The 15,134-nt window shown below is 73.1% G+C and carries 11 protein-coding genes; 7 read left to right on the top strand and 4 right to left on the bottom strand.

Annotated elements, in window-relative coordinates:
- Positions 1-12: 12 nt before the first annotated feature.
- Positions 13-1,071, bottom strand: a complete 1,059-nt coding sequence (locus ACWD26_RS27195; RefSeq protein WP_451274421.1) for a lytic polysaccharide monooxygenase auxiliary activity family 9 protein — start codon at positions 1,069-1,071, stop codon at positions 13-15.
- 459 nt (positions 1,072-1,530) lie between these two features.
- Between ACWD26_RS27195 and ACWD26_RS27190 the strand changes: the two genes are divergently transcribed.
- The 7 genes from ACWD26_RS27190 (at position 1,531) to ACWD26_RS27160 (ending at position 10,936) form a co-directional block, all read left to right on the top strand.
- Positions 1,531-3,351, top strand: a complete 1,821-nt coding sequence (locus tag ACWD26_RS27190; protein WP_451274419.1) for a S8 family peptidase — start codon at positions 1,531-1,533, stop codon at positions 3,349-3,351.
- A 114-nt stretch (positions 3,352-3,465) separates the two neighbouring features.
- Positions 3,466-4,074 (top strand): hypothetical protein, encoded by a 609-nt coding sequence (locus tag ACWD26_RS27185; protein ID WP_451274417.1) that lies wholly within the window; start codon positions 3,466-3,468, stop codon positions 4,072-4,074.
- A complete protein-coding gene (locus tag ACWD26_RS27180) occupies positions 4,067-5,218 on the top strand; it encodes a damage-control phosphatase ARMT1 family protein (RefSeq protein WP_451274416.1) in 1,152 nt (383 codons plus the stop codon). The genes ACWD26_RS27185 and ACWD26_RS27180 overlap by 8 nt, the downstream gene beginning before the upstream one ends.
- 121 nt (positions 5,219-5,339) lie before the next feature.
- A complete protein-coding gene (locus tag ACWD26_RS27175; RefSeq protein ID WP_451274414.1) occupies positions 5,340-7,778 on the top strand; it encodes a GTPase-associated protein 1-related protein in 2,439 nt (812 codons plus the stop codon).
- Positions 7,779-7,971: 193 nt separating this feature from the next.
- The gene (locus ACWD26_RS27170; RefSeq protein WP_451274508.1) at positions 7,972-8,637 is read left to right on the top strand and encodes a vWA domain-containing protein; all 666 of its coding nucleotides are present in this window, start codon (positions 7,972-7,974) and stop codon (positions 8,635-8,637) included.
- Positions 8,634-9,593 carry a protein phosphatase 2C domain-containing protein gene (locus tag ACWD26_RS27165; RefSeq protein ID WP_451274412.1) on the top strand — a complete coding sequence of 320 codons (960 nt, stop codon included), beginning with the start codon at positions 8,634-8,636 and terminating at the stop codon, positions 9,591-9,593. The genes ACWD26_RS27170 and ACWD26_RS27165 overlap by 4 nt, the downstream gene beginning before the upstream one ends.
- Positions 9,587-10,936, top strand: a complete 1,350-nt coding sequence (locus ACWD26_RS27160; RefSeq protein ID WP_451274410.1) for a protein kinase domain-containing protein — start codon at positions 9,587-9,589, stop codon at positions 10,934-10,936. Before ACWD26_RS27165 ends, ACWD26_RS27160 begins: the two co-directional genes overlap by 7 nt.
- Positions 10,937-10,981: 45 nt before the next feature.
- Here ACWD26_RS27160 and ACWD26_RS27155 read toward each other — a convergent pair whose 3' ends face one another.
- Genes ACWD26_RS27155 through ACWD26_RS27145 form a run of 3 tightly spaced genes read right to left on the bottom strand, consistent with a single transcriptional unit; the run spans position 10,982 to position 15,119 of the window.
- Positions 10,982-13,102, bottom strand: a complete 2,121-nt coding sequence (locus tag ACWD26_RS27155) for a hypothetical protein (protein WP_451274408.1) — start codon at positions 13,100-13,102, stop codon at positions 10,982-10,984.
- Between the two features lie 59 nt (positions 13,103-13,161).
- Positions 13,162-13,653 carry a hypothetical protein gene (locus ACWD26_RS27150; protein WP_451274406.1) on the bottom strand — a complete coding sequence of 164 codons (492 nt, stop codon included), beginning with the start codon at positions 13,651-13,653 and terminating at the stop codon, positions 13,162-13,164.
- The gene (locus ACWD26_RS27145; RefSeq protein WP_451274404.1) at positions 13,650-15,119 is read right to left on the bottom strand and encodes a hypothetical protein; all 1,470 of its coding nucleotides are present in this window, start codon (positions 15,117-15,119) and stop codon (positions 13,650-13,652) included. The genes ACWD26_RS27150 and ACWD26_RS27145 overlap by 4 nt, the downstream gene beginning before the upstream one ends.
- Positions 15,120-15,134 lie beyond the last annotated feature (15 nt).

Below are 15,134 nucleotides of genomic sequence, written 5' to 3'. Positions count from 1 at the left end.
CGGTGGGGCTGATCAGTCGCTGACACGAGAGCGGCGCCTGCGTCCCCGGAGGAGGAGGGCGGTGCCCACGGCGAGTGCCAACGCCGTGGCGCCGCCCGCCACCAGCGGTACGGAGGTGCCGCTCGCGCCGGTCGTGGAGGCGACGGGGCTGCCGGGGTCGGCCGCCCGCGCGCCGCCGTCGTTGTCGCTGTCGTCGGCAGCGTCGGTGGGCGCCTTCGTGGACGGCGTCGGCGTCAGTGTGGGCGTGTTGGCGGGCTCGGACCTCTCCGATCCCGGCTTCTCGGAAGCCGTCTCCCCGCCCCCCGCGGGTGTCTCCCGCGAACTCCCGCCCCCCGCACCGGAGTCGGCCTCGGCCTGCTTCGCTTGCGGGAACACCACGTCGGAGCACGAGTAGTACGTGTCCACCGTGCTGGTGTTCTGCCAGATGGTGTACAGCACCTGGTGCCCGGACCGGTCCGCGGGCAGCTTCGCCGAGAACCGGTACGAGCCGTTCCGCAGCGGCGGGTCGGTGATCGAGGCGAACGGTTTCTCGGGCAGGTCGGACCACTTCAGCGGCTTGGTGGGGTCGTACCCCGGCTTCGTCAGGAACAGCTTGAAGGTCCCGGTGTGCGGGATCGTCGACCGGTATGTCAGGTTCAGCGTGGTGCCGGGGGAGAGGCGGGTCGAGGGCCAGTCGGCGCGGGCGAGGTCGAGCCCCTTGTAGGCCGCGAGCCCTCCGCTGCACAGCTGCCCGTCCGGGACGACCTCCCGGTCCCGCCCGTTCACCCCGGCGATCCGCATGTTGTCCCACGCGGTGAAGGGGGCGCCGTTCGCGGCGATCGCCGCCTTGCACGCCGCCGTCCCCTGACTGCCGCCCTCGGGCGAGCACGCCGACACCCGGCTCACCGGATCCGTCGGCGCGCCGTGCGCCAGGGCGGGGGTGGCCGCCCCCGCGGTCAGGAGCAGCGGGGCCACGACGGTGGCGGCGGCGATCGTGACGGCGGCGCGGCGGCCCGTGGTGCTGCGGGTGGCGCGGCGGCCGGTGGTGCTGCGGCGTGCGGACAAGCGGTGCATCCGGTACGTCCGATCCATGGGGATGGGGTGGGCTGGAGGTCCGTCGAGTCGTACGGGACAAGGGGGCGCCGCGTTCAAAGGTGTACGAGGGTGGGGGTCGGCGTCGACGGCCGCGTACGCGGGGCTGCGTACACGGGGCCGTCGCGCGGATCGCCGGGGTCGCGTTCGACCGGTCGGATCCAGTCATGCGCAGTGTCAAGGCAAAGCCTCGATAAACCCGGCGAAGCGGCACATCCGGGCCCGACTGCCGGGCGCCATAGGGGAGTTCCCCGAGGGGTCGAGGGTTTTCCCCGTATCCCCATGACCTGGGCTTTGCCTAATGTCATCGCACAGCTGAACCACAGGTAACCCCTGGTGGGCGGCTCGCGCCTGGCCGGCCTCTGCGCCAACCCTTTCTGGACCCCCCGCCGCTTCGATGAAGAAGCGTTTCACTGCCGCTCCTCCCCTGACATGAGCAGGCCACGAAAGGCGAAGCCCTTGCGTACCTCCACTTCCCGTACCGCCGGACGGAAGCTCATATCCGTCGCCGCGGTCTCCGTCGCCCTGGTGGCGGGCATGACCTCCTCGGTCGCCGTCGCCCAGGCCCCGTCCGCGAAGGCCGACGCCGCCCCCGCCGTCGCCGGTGCCACCGAGGCCGCGCCCGGAACCGTCGCCGAGCGCCTGATCGTCGGCTACAAGTCAGGCGCCGCCGAGGCCACCTCGAACAAGGCGGCCGACGCCGACGCCGCGGCCAAGGGCAAGGAGGCCGGCGAGAGCCTCGACTTCCAGCGCCGGCTCGGCAGCGGCGCGGCCCTCGTCGACCTGGGCGAGGACCTCACCAAGACGGACGTCGCCGACGTCATCTCCGAGTACCAGGCCGACCCGCAGGTCGCCTATGTCGTCCCGGACCGCCTGAACAAGGCGCAGGCCACCCCGAACGACACCGAGTACACCAAGCAGTGGGACCTCTACGAGTCCACCGCGGGCATGAACCTGCCGGGCGCCTGGGACAAGACCACCGGTACCGGGGTGACGGTCGCCGTCATCGACACCGGTTACGTCGCCCACTCGGACCTCGCCGCGAACATCGTCGGCGGCTACGACTTCATCGCCGACACCGCGGTCGCCAACGACGGCAACGGACGCGACAGCAACCCGGCCGACCCGGGCGACTGGACCGCGGCCAACGAGTGCGCCGCGGGCGACCCGGCCAGCACCTCCTCCTGGCACGGCACCCACGTCGCCGGCACCATCGCCGCCGTCACCAACAACAGCAAGGGCGTGGCCGGTATCGCCTACGGCGCCAAGGTCTCCCCGCTGCGGGTCCTCGGCAAGTGCGGCGGCTACGACTCCGACATCATCGACGCCATCACCTGGGCCTCCGGCGGCTCCGTCTCCGGTGTCCCCGCCAACACCAACGTCGCCAAGGTCATCAACATGAGCCTCGGCGGTGGCGGCGCCTGCACCACCGCGACCCAGACCGCGATCAACGCCGCCGTGAACCGCGGCACCACGGTCGTCGTCGCGGCGGGCAACAGCAACGCCAACGCGGCCAACTACTCGCCGGCCAGCTGCAACAACGTGATCTCGGTGGCGGCCACCAACCGCGCCGGCTCCCGCTCGTACTACTCCAACTTCGGCTCGGTCGTCGACATCGCGGCCCCCGGCGGCGAGACCCGCACCACCGCCTCCGGCGGCATCCTCTCCACGCTGAACGCCGGCACCGCCGGACCGGGCAGCGAGTCGTACGACTACTACCAGGGCACCAGCATGGCCGCCCCGCACATCGCGGGCCTCGCCGCACTACTGAAGTCGGCGAGCTCCTCGCTGACCCCGGCCCAGATCGAGTCCGCGATCAAGACCAACTCGCGTGCTCTGCCCGGTACCTGCTCGGGCGGCTGCGGCGCGGGCCTGGCCGACGCGGCCAAGACGGTGCAGGCGGTGACCGGGGGCTCCGGCGGGGGCTCCACGGGGGGCACCACCTTCACCAACACCACGGCCGTCTCCATCCCGGACAACGGCGCGGCGATCGAGTCCTCGATCTCCGTCACCGGCCGCACCGGCAACGCGCCCTCGACCCTCCAGGTCGGCGTGGACATCACCCACACCTACCGCGGTGACCTCGTCCTGGACCTGGTGGCCCCCGACGGCTCGACCTACCGTCTCAAGGCCTCCAGCTCGGACTCCGCCGACAACCTGAACACCACCTACTCGGTGAACGCCTCCAGCGAGACCGCCAACGGCACCTGGAAGCTCCGCGTCCAGGACGTGGCGTCCGCGGACACCGGCCGCCTCAACAGCTGGAAGCTCACCTTCTGAGCCGCTGAGCCGACCCACTGACCGCCACCCCCCACTGCCGGCGGCCGACCGATGCGAGCGGGCATCGGCCGGCCGCCGGCGCATGTGCGTCCGCCGGCCGGTTAGCGTAGGCGCATGGCGACAGAGAAGACGGAGAAGACGCAGGGGTACGGACCGCCACCGACCCCGGTCGCGGCGGTGTGCCCCGGCTGCGGCGGTACGGCCCCGGCGGTGCGTACGGTCGCGGAGACCTGTGCCGACCCGGAGTCCCGGCGCGGCGGCCTCACCGACCGGCTGCTCAAGGCCCCGGGTACGCACGGGCGTTCCGACAGCGTGATGCACTTCCTCGAAGGCACGCTTCTCACCGGTATCGGAGTCGGCCTCGCCTACAGCGGCGTCCAGGACGACAAACCGCTCTACACGATCGGCGGTTCGCTCCTCGCCGTGCTGCTGTTCATCGGCACGATCGCGGTGGTCAACGGCGAGCGGCGCGAACGGAAGCTCGTCGCTGCGGGCAAGGAACGCGCCGAACAGCTCTGGCGCCCCGCCCACCACTGCTCCTCGTGCGGCTCGGTGTTCTACCCCGGCGGCGGTCCGTGGGCGGGCCCGCTCACGCCGGAGCAGTTCAAGAAGTACGTGTGGACCGAGGCCGGCTACGACAAACTGCTCGACAAGAAGGCCAAGGACGCCTCCCTGCCGCCCACCGCGCCCGACGGCCCCGGAGGAACCCCCGGCCATGTCTGACGCCGCAGCCCCCGTCATCCGCAGCGACGACCCGGCCTCCTTCCCGCACAGCGTCCTCGCGGAGCGGCACCCCGCCCTCATCCGCAAGGTCCAGGACGCCACCCCCTACGGCCCCCGACAGCGCAGCGCCCTCGAAGAGTTGCTGAGGAACACGCTCGAAGGCGTCGTCGAACCTCCGGCCGACGACGAGTGGTGGGACACCTGGAACGTACGCCGCTACGCCGGCCGCTCCTGGTTCTCCCTGCCCTTCCTCGCCGCCGAAAGCTGCTTCTACCGCCAACTCCTGCGGGCCGTCGACCACTTCGCCCCCGGCCCCTGGCAGGGCGTGGACCCCTTCCGCCCCTTCAAACTGGCCGAACTCGACACCCCCGAGGCGGCCGCCGAACTCACCGCCCTCGGCCCGCTGTCGGCCCGGCCCCTCGCGGACCGGCTCAAGGCCCTCCTCCACGGCTCCCTCTGGGGCAACCGGGCGGACCTGGGCTTCCGTATCCAGACGGCCGAGGAGAACACCGCCGCCGATGCCCCACTCGTCGCGGACGACGGCGAGTCGCTGCTCTCCCTGCTGTCCGGCACCTCCGGCCACACGCTCTGCCTGGTCGCCGACAACGCGGGCCGCGAACTGATCCCCGACCTCCTCCTCGTCGACCACCTCCTCACCCACGGCCACTTCGACCGCGCCGTACTCCATCTGAAGCCGTACCCGTACTTCGTCTCGGACGCCACCACCGCCGACACCCTCGACGCGGTACGCCACCTCGTGTCCGCGAAGACCGACGCGGGGAACCGCCTGTACGCCGCCCTCTCCGACGGCCGCCTGGCCCTGCGCGCCCACCCCTTCTCCTGCGCCCCTCTGCCCTACGCGGACATGCCGCCCGACCTGCGTGACGACTTCGCCTCCGCCGACCTCACCCTCCTCAAGGGCGACCTCAACTACCGCCGTCTGGTGGGCGACCACCTCTGGCCCCCCACCACCCCCTTCACCGAGGTCACGTCCTACTTCCCGGGCCCCGTCGCCGCCCTGCGCACCCTCAAGTCCGACGTGATCGTGGGCCTGACCCCCGAGACGGAGACGGCCCTCGTGGCGACGGAGGGACAGCGCTGGCGCACCAGCGGCACCAGGGCCCTGATCCAGGTCAGGGCCTGACGGTCGCGCTCACAGCCGCTGTCCCCGGGGTTCCTGACAGGCGCCGGGGGATCGGGGAAACGCGGCCATGGAATTCCGTGACTGCCTGCGGTGCTTCGGTGCGGATCGCCAGAATCGGGGCATGGTCATGCGCGAACTCAGCTACGTCCTCCACCGGGATCCCGCCACGGGTGCCGACCGGCTCAGTCCCGTCACCGCCGTGCCCGACGGCGTGCCGGAGGACCTGCTGGAGCACGTCATCGTCGCCACCCATCCCGGATCGCCGGTGACCGGGGCCGCGCTCAGCTACACCCGACTGCCCCACCGGGACGGCGGCGCCCTGCTGTGCAGTGCCCGCCCGGACCACACGGCCACCGGGCTGCGCATCGACGCGCGCTACACCGCCGGCGATCCCGGCGGGGGCTGGGCCCGCTGGCCCGTCGACGCCTGGCGGCCGCACACGGAGGACGCGGAGGGGGACGGTCCGTTCGCGGCGGCGGACCAGCGCTGGGGCACGGAGCGGCTGACGGAGTTCGCGCGGCACCACGCCGATCGGGTGTCCTGCTTCCTGACCGACGTACGAGGGTTGTTCGAAAACCCCGCCGGGCGGCAGATCGTCGTCGCCGAGCACGACCAGGAGACCGTGGCCTGCTGGATCGCGCTGGCCTGCGCCTCTCTCCCCGCCGCGTACGCGCGCTCGCTGACGTTCACCACCCGCACCGCGGACCCGGCCGGTGCGCCGCAGCAGATCCTCGGGATCGGACCGGAGGCCGAAGCGGTCTTCGACCGGTGCGACGACCTGACCCGTACCCATCTCTTTCGGGTGCACGACGGCCTGGGCGGCCCCGGAAGCCCGCCCCGCGTCGATCCGTGGGCCGCGCTGGCGGCGTGGCTCTGGCTCCACGGGGTGCCCCCACAGCCGGGTGGGGACGGCGCGGGCCGCGGCGAGGCACCGGGCGCCGTGCCGGACGCGTCGTTCCCCTCGGCCGCCCGGACCGCCCCGTCCGTGGCCGACGCCTTCGCCGTGCCGCCGCTCGTCCGGCGGGCCCTGGCGCGGCGCGACCTGTCGTGGGACGTCCTGGCGAGCCATCCGGACGACGTGCTCGCCGAGATCGTGGCCGCGCTCGCGGCGGTGGCCGACCACGACCCCCTGGACACCGAGGACGCCGTCCTGACGCTCACCCAGGCCTGTGACGAGATCGGCGGGCAGCGCCGGGACGCGGTCCAGCCGCTCGCCCTCGCCCTGGCCGGACGGCGACTGAGACAAGCGGGGCCGCGCGACGTCGAGCCGGCTCTGCAAACGTGCGCGGACCTGCCGCTGGACGACGAGGCGCGCAGCGCGCTGCGCGCCGAGTACGGGCCGCGACCCGAGCAGGCACTGAGCGAGCTTCTCGGCCGGTCGTTCGACACCTGGGAGGTGCCGCTGCGCGCCCTGCTGCGCTCCGGCGACGATCGTGGACCGGTCGTGGAGAAGGCGGTGAGCACCCTGGCCAGGGCCCTGTGCAAGCCCGACCAGCGACAGGCCCGAGCCGACGCAGTCGCACTGCTCGAAGCGTTGGATCACGGCGGGTTCACCCGCCAGGTGCTGGAAATGGTCGCGCAGGACTCCAGGGAGCACCGGATCAGGGCGCTCGGAGACCTGGCCGCCTCGGAGCACGGCTCCTGGCTGCGCGCCCAGGCCGACGGGGCGCCCCTCGCCGTACGCCTGGCCGTCGAAGTGGCGGCTCTGCGCGCCGCTCCGCCGTACCCGCGAGGAGCGGACGTCCTGCTGCGGGTGGCCGAGCGGCTCCCCGGTGGGCGGGTGTCGGACGGGGAGACCCTGCGGATCCTGTGGCAGCTGATCTTCCCGGCAGGCCAGCCCGGTCGCGAGGACCAGAGCAAGGTCACGCAGGTCTGTTCCGCCGAGCTGATCGTCGAGGCGGGGTGGGAGGTCCGCCTCACCCACTGGCTCAAGCATCCGGGCGAGATCACCCGTGAACTCTTCGACTTCGCCCGTGCGACCCTGCGTTTCAAGCGGCTCGGCCCCTCGGAACAGGCCACCGCCGAACTCCTGGCGCTGGCCCAGGACATGGCGCACGGCCGACAGCCCGTCGGCTCGGCCGTGGAGCGGGTGCGGGCCCTGGAGCAGGAGACGGGACCGATGGACGTCACCCTGAGGGACGGAATCGACCAACTGATCGCCGAGAGCTTCGCGCGCACGGATCCTGTCCGGCTGTTCGACTCCCCCGACGCCCTCCGCTATCTGGCCGCCGGCGGCATGGGACTGCACCGCCACTACCACCGGGCAGCGGTCGAGGAGAGCCGTCGCCAGGGAGGGGTGCTGTCGCCGCACGCGCTGCACACACCTCAGCGTCTCGCTCGCCTGTTCGTCATCTGGCGGGTGTCCCAGGAAGATGCCGACAACGGCTGGAAGAAGACCGCGGACGGCCTGCTGGACGAGGTCTTCGGCCCTCTGCTGCCCCGGCTGGAGGACCGGTTCCTCGGAGAGGTCGCCGCCTTCCTGGGCCGTGATGCCAGTCGGCGATGGGCGGAGGAATGGAACGCGTGGTGTCGCCACCGCACGGGGCGAGGGTATGTCTGATGGTGCGCCGTCTTGCCGGGGGCGCCCGGATGCCCACAATTATCAAGCACATCAGATCTTCTGACGCATTCTCAACTAGGCTTTGCCACCACGAGATCGACAACGCATCACATGGCACACCCGGGCGCAGGGCGGCCCAACCTCGGGGGAGAGGATCAGCGTGACGGAGACCTTCGACCTGCCCGGCGGCAGTATGGCCAGCCGACCCGTGCACTTCATCTGGTTGCTGGACTGCTCCGGCTCGATGGGCGTCAACGGAAAGATCGCCGAGCTGAACTTCGCCATCCGCGAGGCCATCCCGGAGATGCAGCAGGCGGCCCGCTCCAACCCCGGTGCCTCCCTGCTCGTCCGCGCCATCTCCTTCGCCAGCGGCGCCAGTTGGCACATCGGCGAGCCGACCCCGGTGGACCAGTTCACCTGGGCGGACCTCCACACCTACGGCGGCACCGACATGGGAGCGGCCTTCCGGCTGGCCGCAGGCGCCCTGCAGACGCCCCCGATGCCGCAGCGCGCCCTGCCCCCGGTGCTCGCCCTCGTCTCCGACGGCCAGCCCATGGACGACTGGCGCTCCGGTCTGCGCGCCATCGACGACACCCCCTGGGGCAAGCGCGCGGTGCGGGTGGCCCTGGCCATCGGCGACGACGCCGACAAGAGCATGCTCAAGGAGTTCCTCGCCAACCCGGAGCTGGAACCGCTGCACGCCAAGAACCCCCGCCAGCTCGCCGCCGCCATCCGCTGGATGTCGACGGCCGTCAAGGCCGCCTCCACCCCCAAGGCGAACGCGGCCACCACGCCGCTGCAGGCCCCGCCGCCCCTGCCGACGGACAAGGACGGGGACGACGACGACCTCGTCTGGTGAAGGACGTCGTGGAAGCGGCCCCGCGATGGGAGCTGCTCGAAGGCGCCGTGAAGGGCATGGGCAAGAAGTACAGCCAGGACCGCTGCACCGCGCTGCGCACGGCCGACGGACACGCCGTCGTCCTGGCCGTGGCCGACGGACACGGCTCGGCCCCGCACTTCCGCAGCGACCTCGGCGCGGCCTGGGCCGTCCAGGAATTCGCCGTGTGCGCACAGGAGTTCGCGAGCGGGGCGGTGCGCCACGCCGCGGCGGCCGAGCAGCACAGTGACGACAGCCTCTGGTGGACCGCGCTCGGCGAACTGCGGGCCGAGGCCAGGCGGCTTCCCCAACAGGTCGCACACCGGTGGTACCGCCGGGCGGTGCTCCATGACCGCAACTCCCCGGCACACGGCGGTGCAGCCCACGAGGAGAGCGGCGGGCCCGCCGACGACGAGCGGCCGGAGACCGGTGCCAAGGGCCCCGACCTCACCGCCTACGGCAGCACCCTCATCGGCGCCGTCCTCACCCGGCGCCTTCTGGTGTGCTGGCAGCTGGGCGACGGGGACGTCGTCGTCCTCGACGGCTCGGGCACCGCGCACACCCCCCTGTACACCGGGCCCGACCTCGGTGACGAGACGGACTCCCTGTGCGAGTCCGAAGCCTGGCGCCGCGTCCGCTGCCACTGGCAGCCGCTGACCGGTGAGGGCCCGTCGGGCCTGCTGCTCTCCACCGACGGGCTGTCCAAGAGCTTCACCGACCACCAGGGCTTCCTCGACTTCGCCACCGGCGTACGGGACCGCGCCGCCGAGCACGGGACACCCTTGGTGAGGGAGCGGCTCCCCGAGTGGCTGGGGCGCGCCGCCCAGTACTCCGGCGACGACACCACACTCGTGGGCGCCCTCGCGCCTCCCCGCGAGGCCGTCCCCCAGCACGACGACGCCTCACCCACGCAAGCCACGAGAGGAACCCCATGGTGAACGGCATGCTCGCCGCCGGCCAGATTCTGGTGACCGAGGAGGGGGAGGAGGTCAAGGTCGCGGAGCAGTTCGGATCCGGCGGCCAGGGCGAGGTCTACCGGGTGCTGACACCGCAGGGCGACCGTGCCCTGAAGTGGTACTACCCGCAGCTCGCCGACGGTCGCCAGCGGGAGATCCTCGAAGGCCTCATCGGACGTGGCTGGGGCGACGACCGCTTCCTGTGGCCGCAGACCGTCGTGGTCGACGCGGAGAGCGGGCGGCCGGGCTTCGGCTACCTCATGGACGTACGGCCGGACCGCTTCCACGACCTGCCCGCACTGTTCCGGCGCGACCCCGAAGTATCCGCCACCACCACCCGCACCCTGGTCACGGCGGCCCTGCACACCGTCGAGGCGTACCGCGCGCTGCACTCCAGGGGGATCGCCTACCGCGACATCAACTGGGGCAACATCTTCTTCGACCCGCACACCGGAGACGTACTGGTCTGCGACAACGACAACGCGGTCGTCGAGGGCGAGTCGGCGGGTGTCGCCGGAACCATGGACTTCATGGCACCCGAACTGGTCCGGGGCGACCCGGGCGCGCAACCGTGCATCCAGAGCGACCTGCATTCGCTCGCCGTCCTGCTCTTCCTTCTGCTGATGAACCATCATCCGCTGGAGGGCGCCCTGGCGTTGCGCATCCGCTGCATGGACGAGGCGGCCCGGCGCAAGCTGTACGGCTCCGAACCGCTCTTCCTCTACGACCCGTCCGACGCCCGCAACCGGCCCGTGCCCGAGGAGCAGCCGACCGTCGTCGCCACCTGGGGCGCGCTGCCGCCGATCCTGCGGGATCTCTTCGTCCAGACCTTCACCGACGGTCTGCGGACCCCCGCCCGGCGGGTGCGCGAGACACAGTGGCGCGACGCGCTCAGCAGGGTTCTCGACGCGATCTGCCTCTGCCGGGCGTGCGGGCGGCAGAACCTCACGGAACCGGACGGCCCCGCACCCCAGTGCTGGAAATGCGGCAACACGCTGAGCCTGCCGCCGACGCTCGAACTGGCCGCCGGGACCGGATCGTTGCGCACCCGCCGCGCCATCCGGCTCGGCGCGCAGACCCGCCTGTACGCTCACCACCTGGTCGACGACCCGGAGCGGCACGACTTCACCGCGCTGGTGGGCGAGGTGACCGAACACCCCAAGCAGCCGGGGCGGTTCGGGATCACGAACCGGAGCGGGGCGCGGTGGACGGCCCGCCGGGACGACGGCACCGTCGTGGACGTCGACCCCGGCAAGACCGTCGCGCTGCGGACCGGACTGCAGTTGGAGTTCGGCGCCGGAGCCGAGGCGGTCGTACGGACCTGAGGGCTCCGGCACCGTATCGGGCGGGAGGCGGGAGGCGGGAGGCGCTCAGCGTCGGAAGGCCCACCACCTGCGCCACCGGGCCCACCGCTCGCTCACCGGGAACCGGGGCGGAGCGGGAGGAGGAGGCGGAGGGAGCGTGGGCGGTGGCGCCGGTGCCAGGTCCACGGCCGCGGCGTCGGCCGGGACGGCCAACGCGCCGGGGCGGCACAGCGCGGACACCGTGACGCGGTACGCCCCTTCGGTGACCGGGAGTTCCACGTGTCCGTCGGCGAGGAAGCGGCTACGGGCCACCCGCCGCTCCTCGAGGTGTCCGTCCCCCTGCCAGGTCACGAGGACCAGTACGGCCGGGTCCGGCCAGGTGAACGCCACTCGGGCACGGTCGGCGGCCGTACGGCGCACCGTCAGGTCCCGGACCATCCCGGGGTTCTCGACCACCAGGCCGGCCCCGGCCACCGCTCGCTCGCCCAGCACGCTCACCGAGGTCACCCGCAGTCTGGACCCTTCGGGCACGGCCGTCTCCAAGACCGGTCGCGCATCCTCGGCGGACTCCGCGACCGTCAGGTCCGTGCGGTGCGACACGTCCGTCCCCGGGGCCACCGGACCGCCGTGCCAGGGCACCACCACCGCCCGCCCCCGGGCGGGCGGCCGCCAGGCGAGAGACACCCGGTCGTGCTCGTCGGCGAGCCGCGCCGAGAGGTCCGCCACCGGGGTGGGCCATTCCTCGGCGCGGGCGAACAGCTGTACGCCCCAGGACCACACGGACCGGCCGTCGGGGCCCGGGTAGTCGCAGCGGATCTCGTAGCGGTATTCGCCGGCCGGCAGCGGGACGTCCAGCAGACCGTGCCGGTCGCACGGCACCGGCACCCAGCGGGCGGGTGAGGAGTCGGCGAGGGTGCGCCGCGCGACCACGTCGACGCATGCCGGATCGGCACGCCAGCGCAGCCGCACACCGTCGGGCACGACCGCGACGTCGGCGTCCGTCACATCGGGCGTGATCATGACGACGGAGGAGACCAGGGGAACGTCGGCGACGACACCTCGGCGCTGCGGGACGACGGCGTACCGTACGGGCCGCCCGATCGGCGGATCGGAGTCCCGGAGATGGTGCATGGGCTCCGAGGCGCCGCCTTCCGCCGTGCTCGGGGAGTCGTGCTCGACCGAGGCGCGCACCTCGGTGGTCTCGCCGGGGGAGCCGTCCGGGAAGCGCAGCACCCGGTAGGTGACCGACTCCGGCCGGTCCCGTGCCCGCGGCCACATGAGATGGACGGCCCGGTGGTGTTCGACGGCCGTGACGCGGGTGTCGTCGCCCGTGGCCTCGTCCGCCGTCCGGATCGCGGTACGGAGCAGACCGGACCGGACCGAGGGGTCGTCCTCGGCCCGGCGGGCGGCGACCAGCCAGTGGAGCGCCGCCGTGTGCGCCGATCCCTCGTCCTCCGTACGAGCGGCGTCGGCCATCACCCGGTCCAACGCGGCCGTTCTCGCCCGCAAGTCGCTCAGCAGACGCGCGAGCACCGGGTCGCCGCCGGGGTCCCGCACCCGCGCGGCGAGCCGCCCGGCCTCGCGCAGCCGCCTCCCCGGCCACACGTCGCCGAGTCGTTCGGCGGCCTGCCGCGCGCCCCCGGCGCCGGGAAACCCGGCCGCGACGGCGGCGGCCAGGTCCGCCGCCTCCTCGCGGTGCACCCCGAGGGCCACGGCGTCGGCCGCAGTAGGGTCCCCGGAACCGTCGCGCAGCAGACAGGCCAACTGCCACAGCAGGACCTGGCGCAGCCCCAGCGGCTCGGCACGGAGAAGGCCCTCCAGGGTCTCCACGACGGCCGCGGCCCCGGCGGCCCGCGGATCGGCGGAGGCGACCCAGGCGGCCCGCACCTGCCCGAGGCAGGCCGCGTCCACCCGCTGCCACAGCGTGCCGCGGCCCGGCAACCACACGCCGTCCAGGACCCGGAAACCGCCGTCCGTCCCGGCCCTCGGCAGCGTCCCGAACGACGCGGGCCGGGCTGCCTCGGGAGGCCGCAGGACGTCCGCCACATGCCGGAAGGCCAGCGCGCGGAGGTCGTCGAGCAGTTGGCCGTAGCCCCGCATGGCGGGGAAGCCGGGCAGGTTCGGCAAAGGCGGCCGGGGCACCCCCTCGCCGGTGGTCACCCGTTCGCCGGGACGCCACTGTGTCACGCCGTTTCGTCCTTCCCCTGTGCGTCCCGCCATGGGCCTGCCGTGCCGACGCCGGGGAGTCACTCGCCCGGCCGGGTGTAGAAGTAGACGCGGACCACCGCGGTCCCCACCGGCTCCCCGAGGTCGTGGAAGTCGTCGGTCGCCATGCGCTCGCCGAACATCTCCGGCCGTGCCTCGGCGAGCAGGCCGTTGACGCGGTGGGCGTACTCCGTGCCGCCCGGCCCGCCGCCGAACGTCAGCACCAGGGCCGCCGTGCGCCCCGGCCACTTGGCGGTGCGGGACCGGATCTGTGCCTCCAGGTCGTCGGTGTCCGTGCCGCGCACCTTGAACTCCCTGGGCGTGCGTGCCACGCCCTGCGGCCCGGTCGGGCTGGGGCTGGGGCTGGGTGACGCGGTGGGGGAGGGACTGGCGGACGGCTCGGGGCGCGCGGCCAGCGGGTCCGGACGATCGGCCATCGACACCAGCGTCAGCACGAGCAGCAGGTCGGCGAAGAGCCAGCCCGCCAGGACGACGACACCGACCCCGCGGCGGCGCCGGACGCGCGCACTCACTCGGCCGCTCCGTCCGGCTGCTCGCCCCGGGCGCCGTCGCCCTGCGGCGGGACGGTCCTGGGCGCGGCGGAGACGCCGTCGCCATGCGTGGGGAGGGTGCTGGGCGCGGCGGAGACGCCGTCGCCCTGAGTCGGGAGGGTGCTGGGCATGGCGGGGGCGCCGTTGCTCCGCGCCGGGGCGGTGCTGGGCGTGGCGGGGGCGCCGTTGCTCCGCGCCGGGACGGTCTCCAGCACCTCAGGGGTGCCGTTGGCGGAGGCCGGGTGGGGCCGCAGGGGGGAGAGAGCGCGTATCCCCCGGTCCAGCCGCGCCGCCGCGTCCTGCCAGTGCGCGGCGGCGGCGTCCCAGCGCTCGGTCGCCTCCCGCATCCCGTCGACCGCGTCGTTCGTACGCTCCGCGCCGGCGGCGACGGCCTCCGCCGCCCGCTCGGCGGCCTGCGCCACGGTGTCGGACTTCGCCGCCAGCGTCTGCTGGACGTTGACCAGCGACTCGAACGCGGTCCGCACGGTGTCACCGGCGGCCTGGACCCGGTCCGCGATGCCGCGTGCCGCGTCCTCGTTGGCCTGCCGCGCCTGCGTCGACGCCGCCAGGCTCGCCTTGACGGCGCCCTCGACCCGGTCCGCCGCGGTGCCGATCCTGGGCACCTCGCCGGACAGCGCGACCGCCGCCTTCCGCAGCGCGTCGGTCGCCTTGCCCACCGCCGTCGCGCCGGCCGCCAGCGTCTTGTGGCTCTCGTCGGCCTTCTCGGTCAACTCCCGCAACTGCTCGGCCGCGTGCGTCAGTTCCTGGGTGAACTGCTCGGGAGAGGCCCTGCGGTGCGGGGCGAGACTCATCTGGACCCGGGTCAGCAGCGCCGCGAGCGAGCCGAGCAGCCGCCCGTCCGCGGCCTCCCGGGCCTCCTCGTCCCGCTCGGTGCGGGTCCGGACGCGCGCGTGCCACACCGACAGCAGCACCAGCAGCGTGATCAGCAGGGCGGCTGTCAGGGCCACGTTCTCGAAGCGGCCGAGCGCCGACAGACGTCCGTCGAATCCCGACTGCCACAGCTGCAGAAAGGGACGGGTGGCCTCCTCGGGCCGGTCCCGGCTCAACTCACCGTAGGCACGTACGGCTTCGCGCAGCCCGAACCAGGTGACCAGCAGCGGGACGAACACCAGCACACCCAGCGCGGCCTCCAGGACACCGTCCCGGGGGCTCCGGCGCAACCATGCCGCACGCCACCACGGCAGGTCCGGGGCAGGAGCGGGCGGCGGTGGGTCCGCGAGGCTCTCGGCGCGTACGAAGGACTGGACGAGATCGACGTCGGCCCACCGGTCGAGCCGGTTGCCGTTCGTCAAGTCCTCCGCCAGCACACGGAGTTCCTTCGCGCAGACGTCGAGCCGGGACGTCCGGTCGAGCAGGTCCTCCAACTCCTTGCCCAGGACCTTCTCGTCCAGGAACGTCGACCCGTGGGGCGGGGATACGGTCGTCAAGCGCGTTTCTCCTGA

The sequence above is a fragment of the Streptomyces sp. NPDC002787 genome (assembly GCF_053592095.1).
This window is presented reverse-complemented; position numbering and strand designations above follow the sequence as displayed.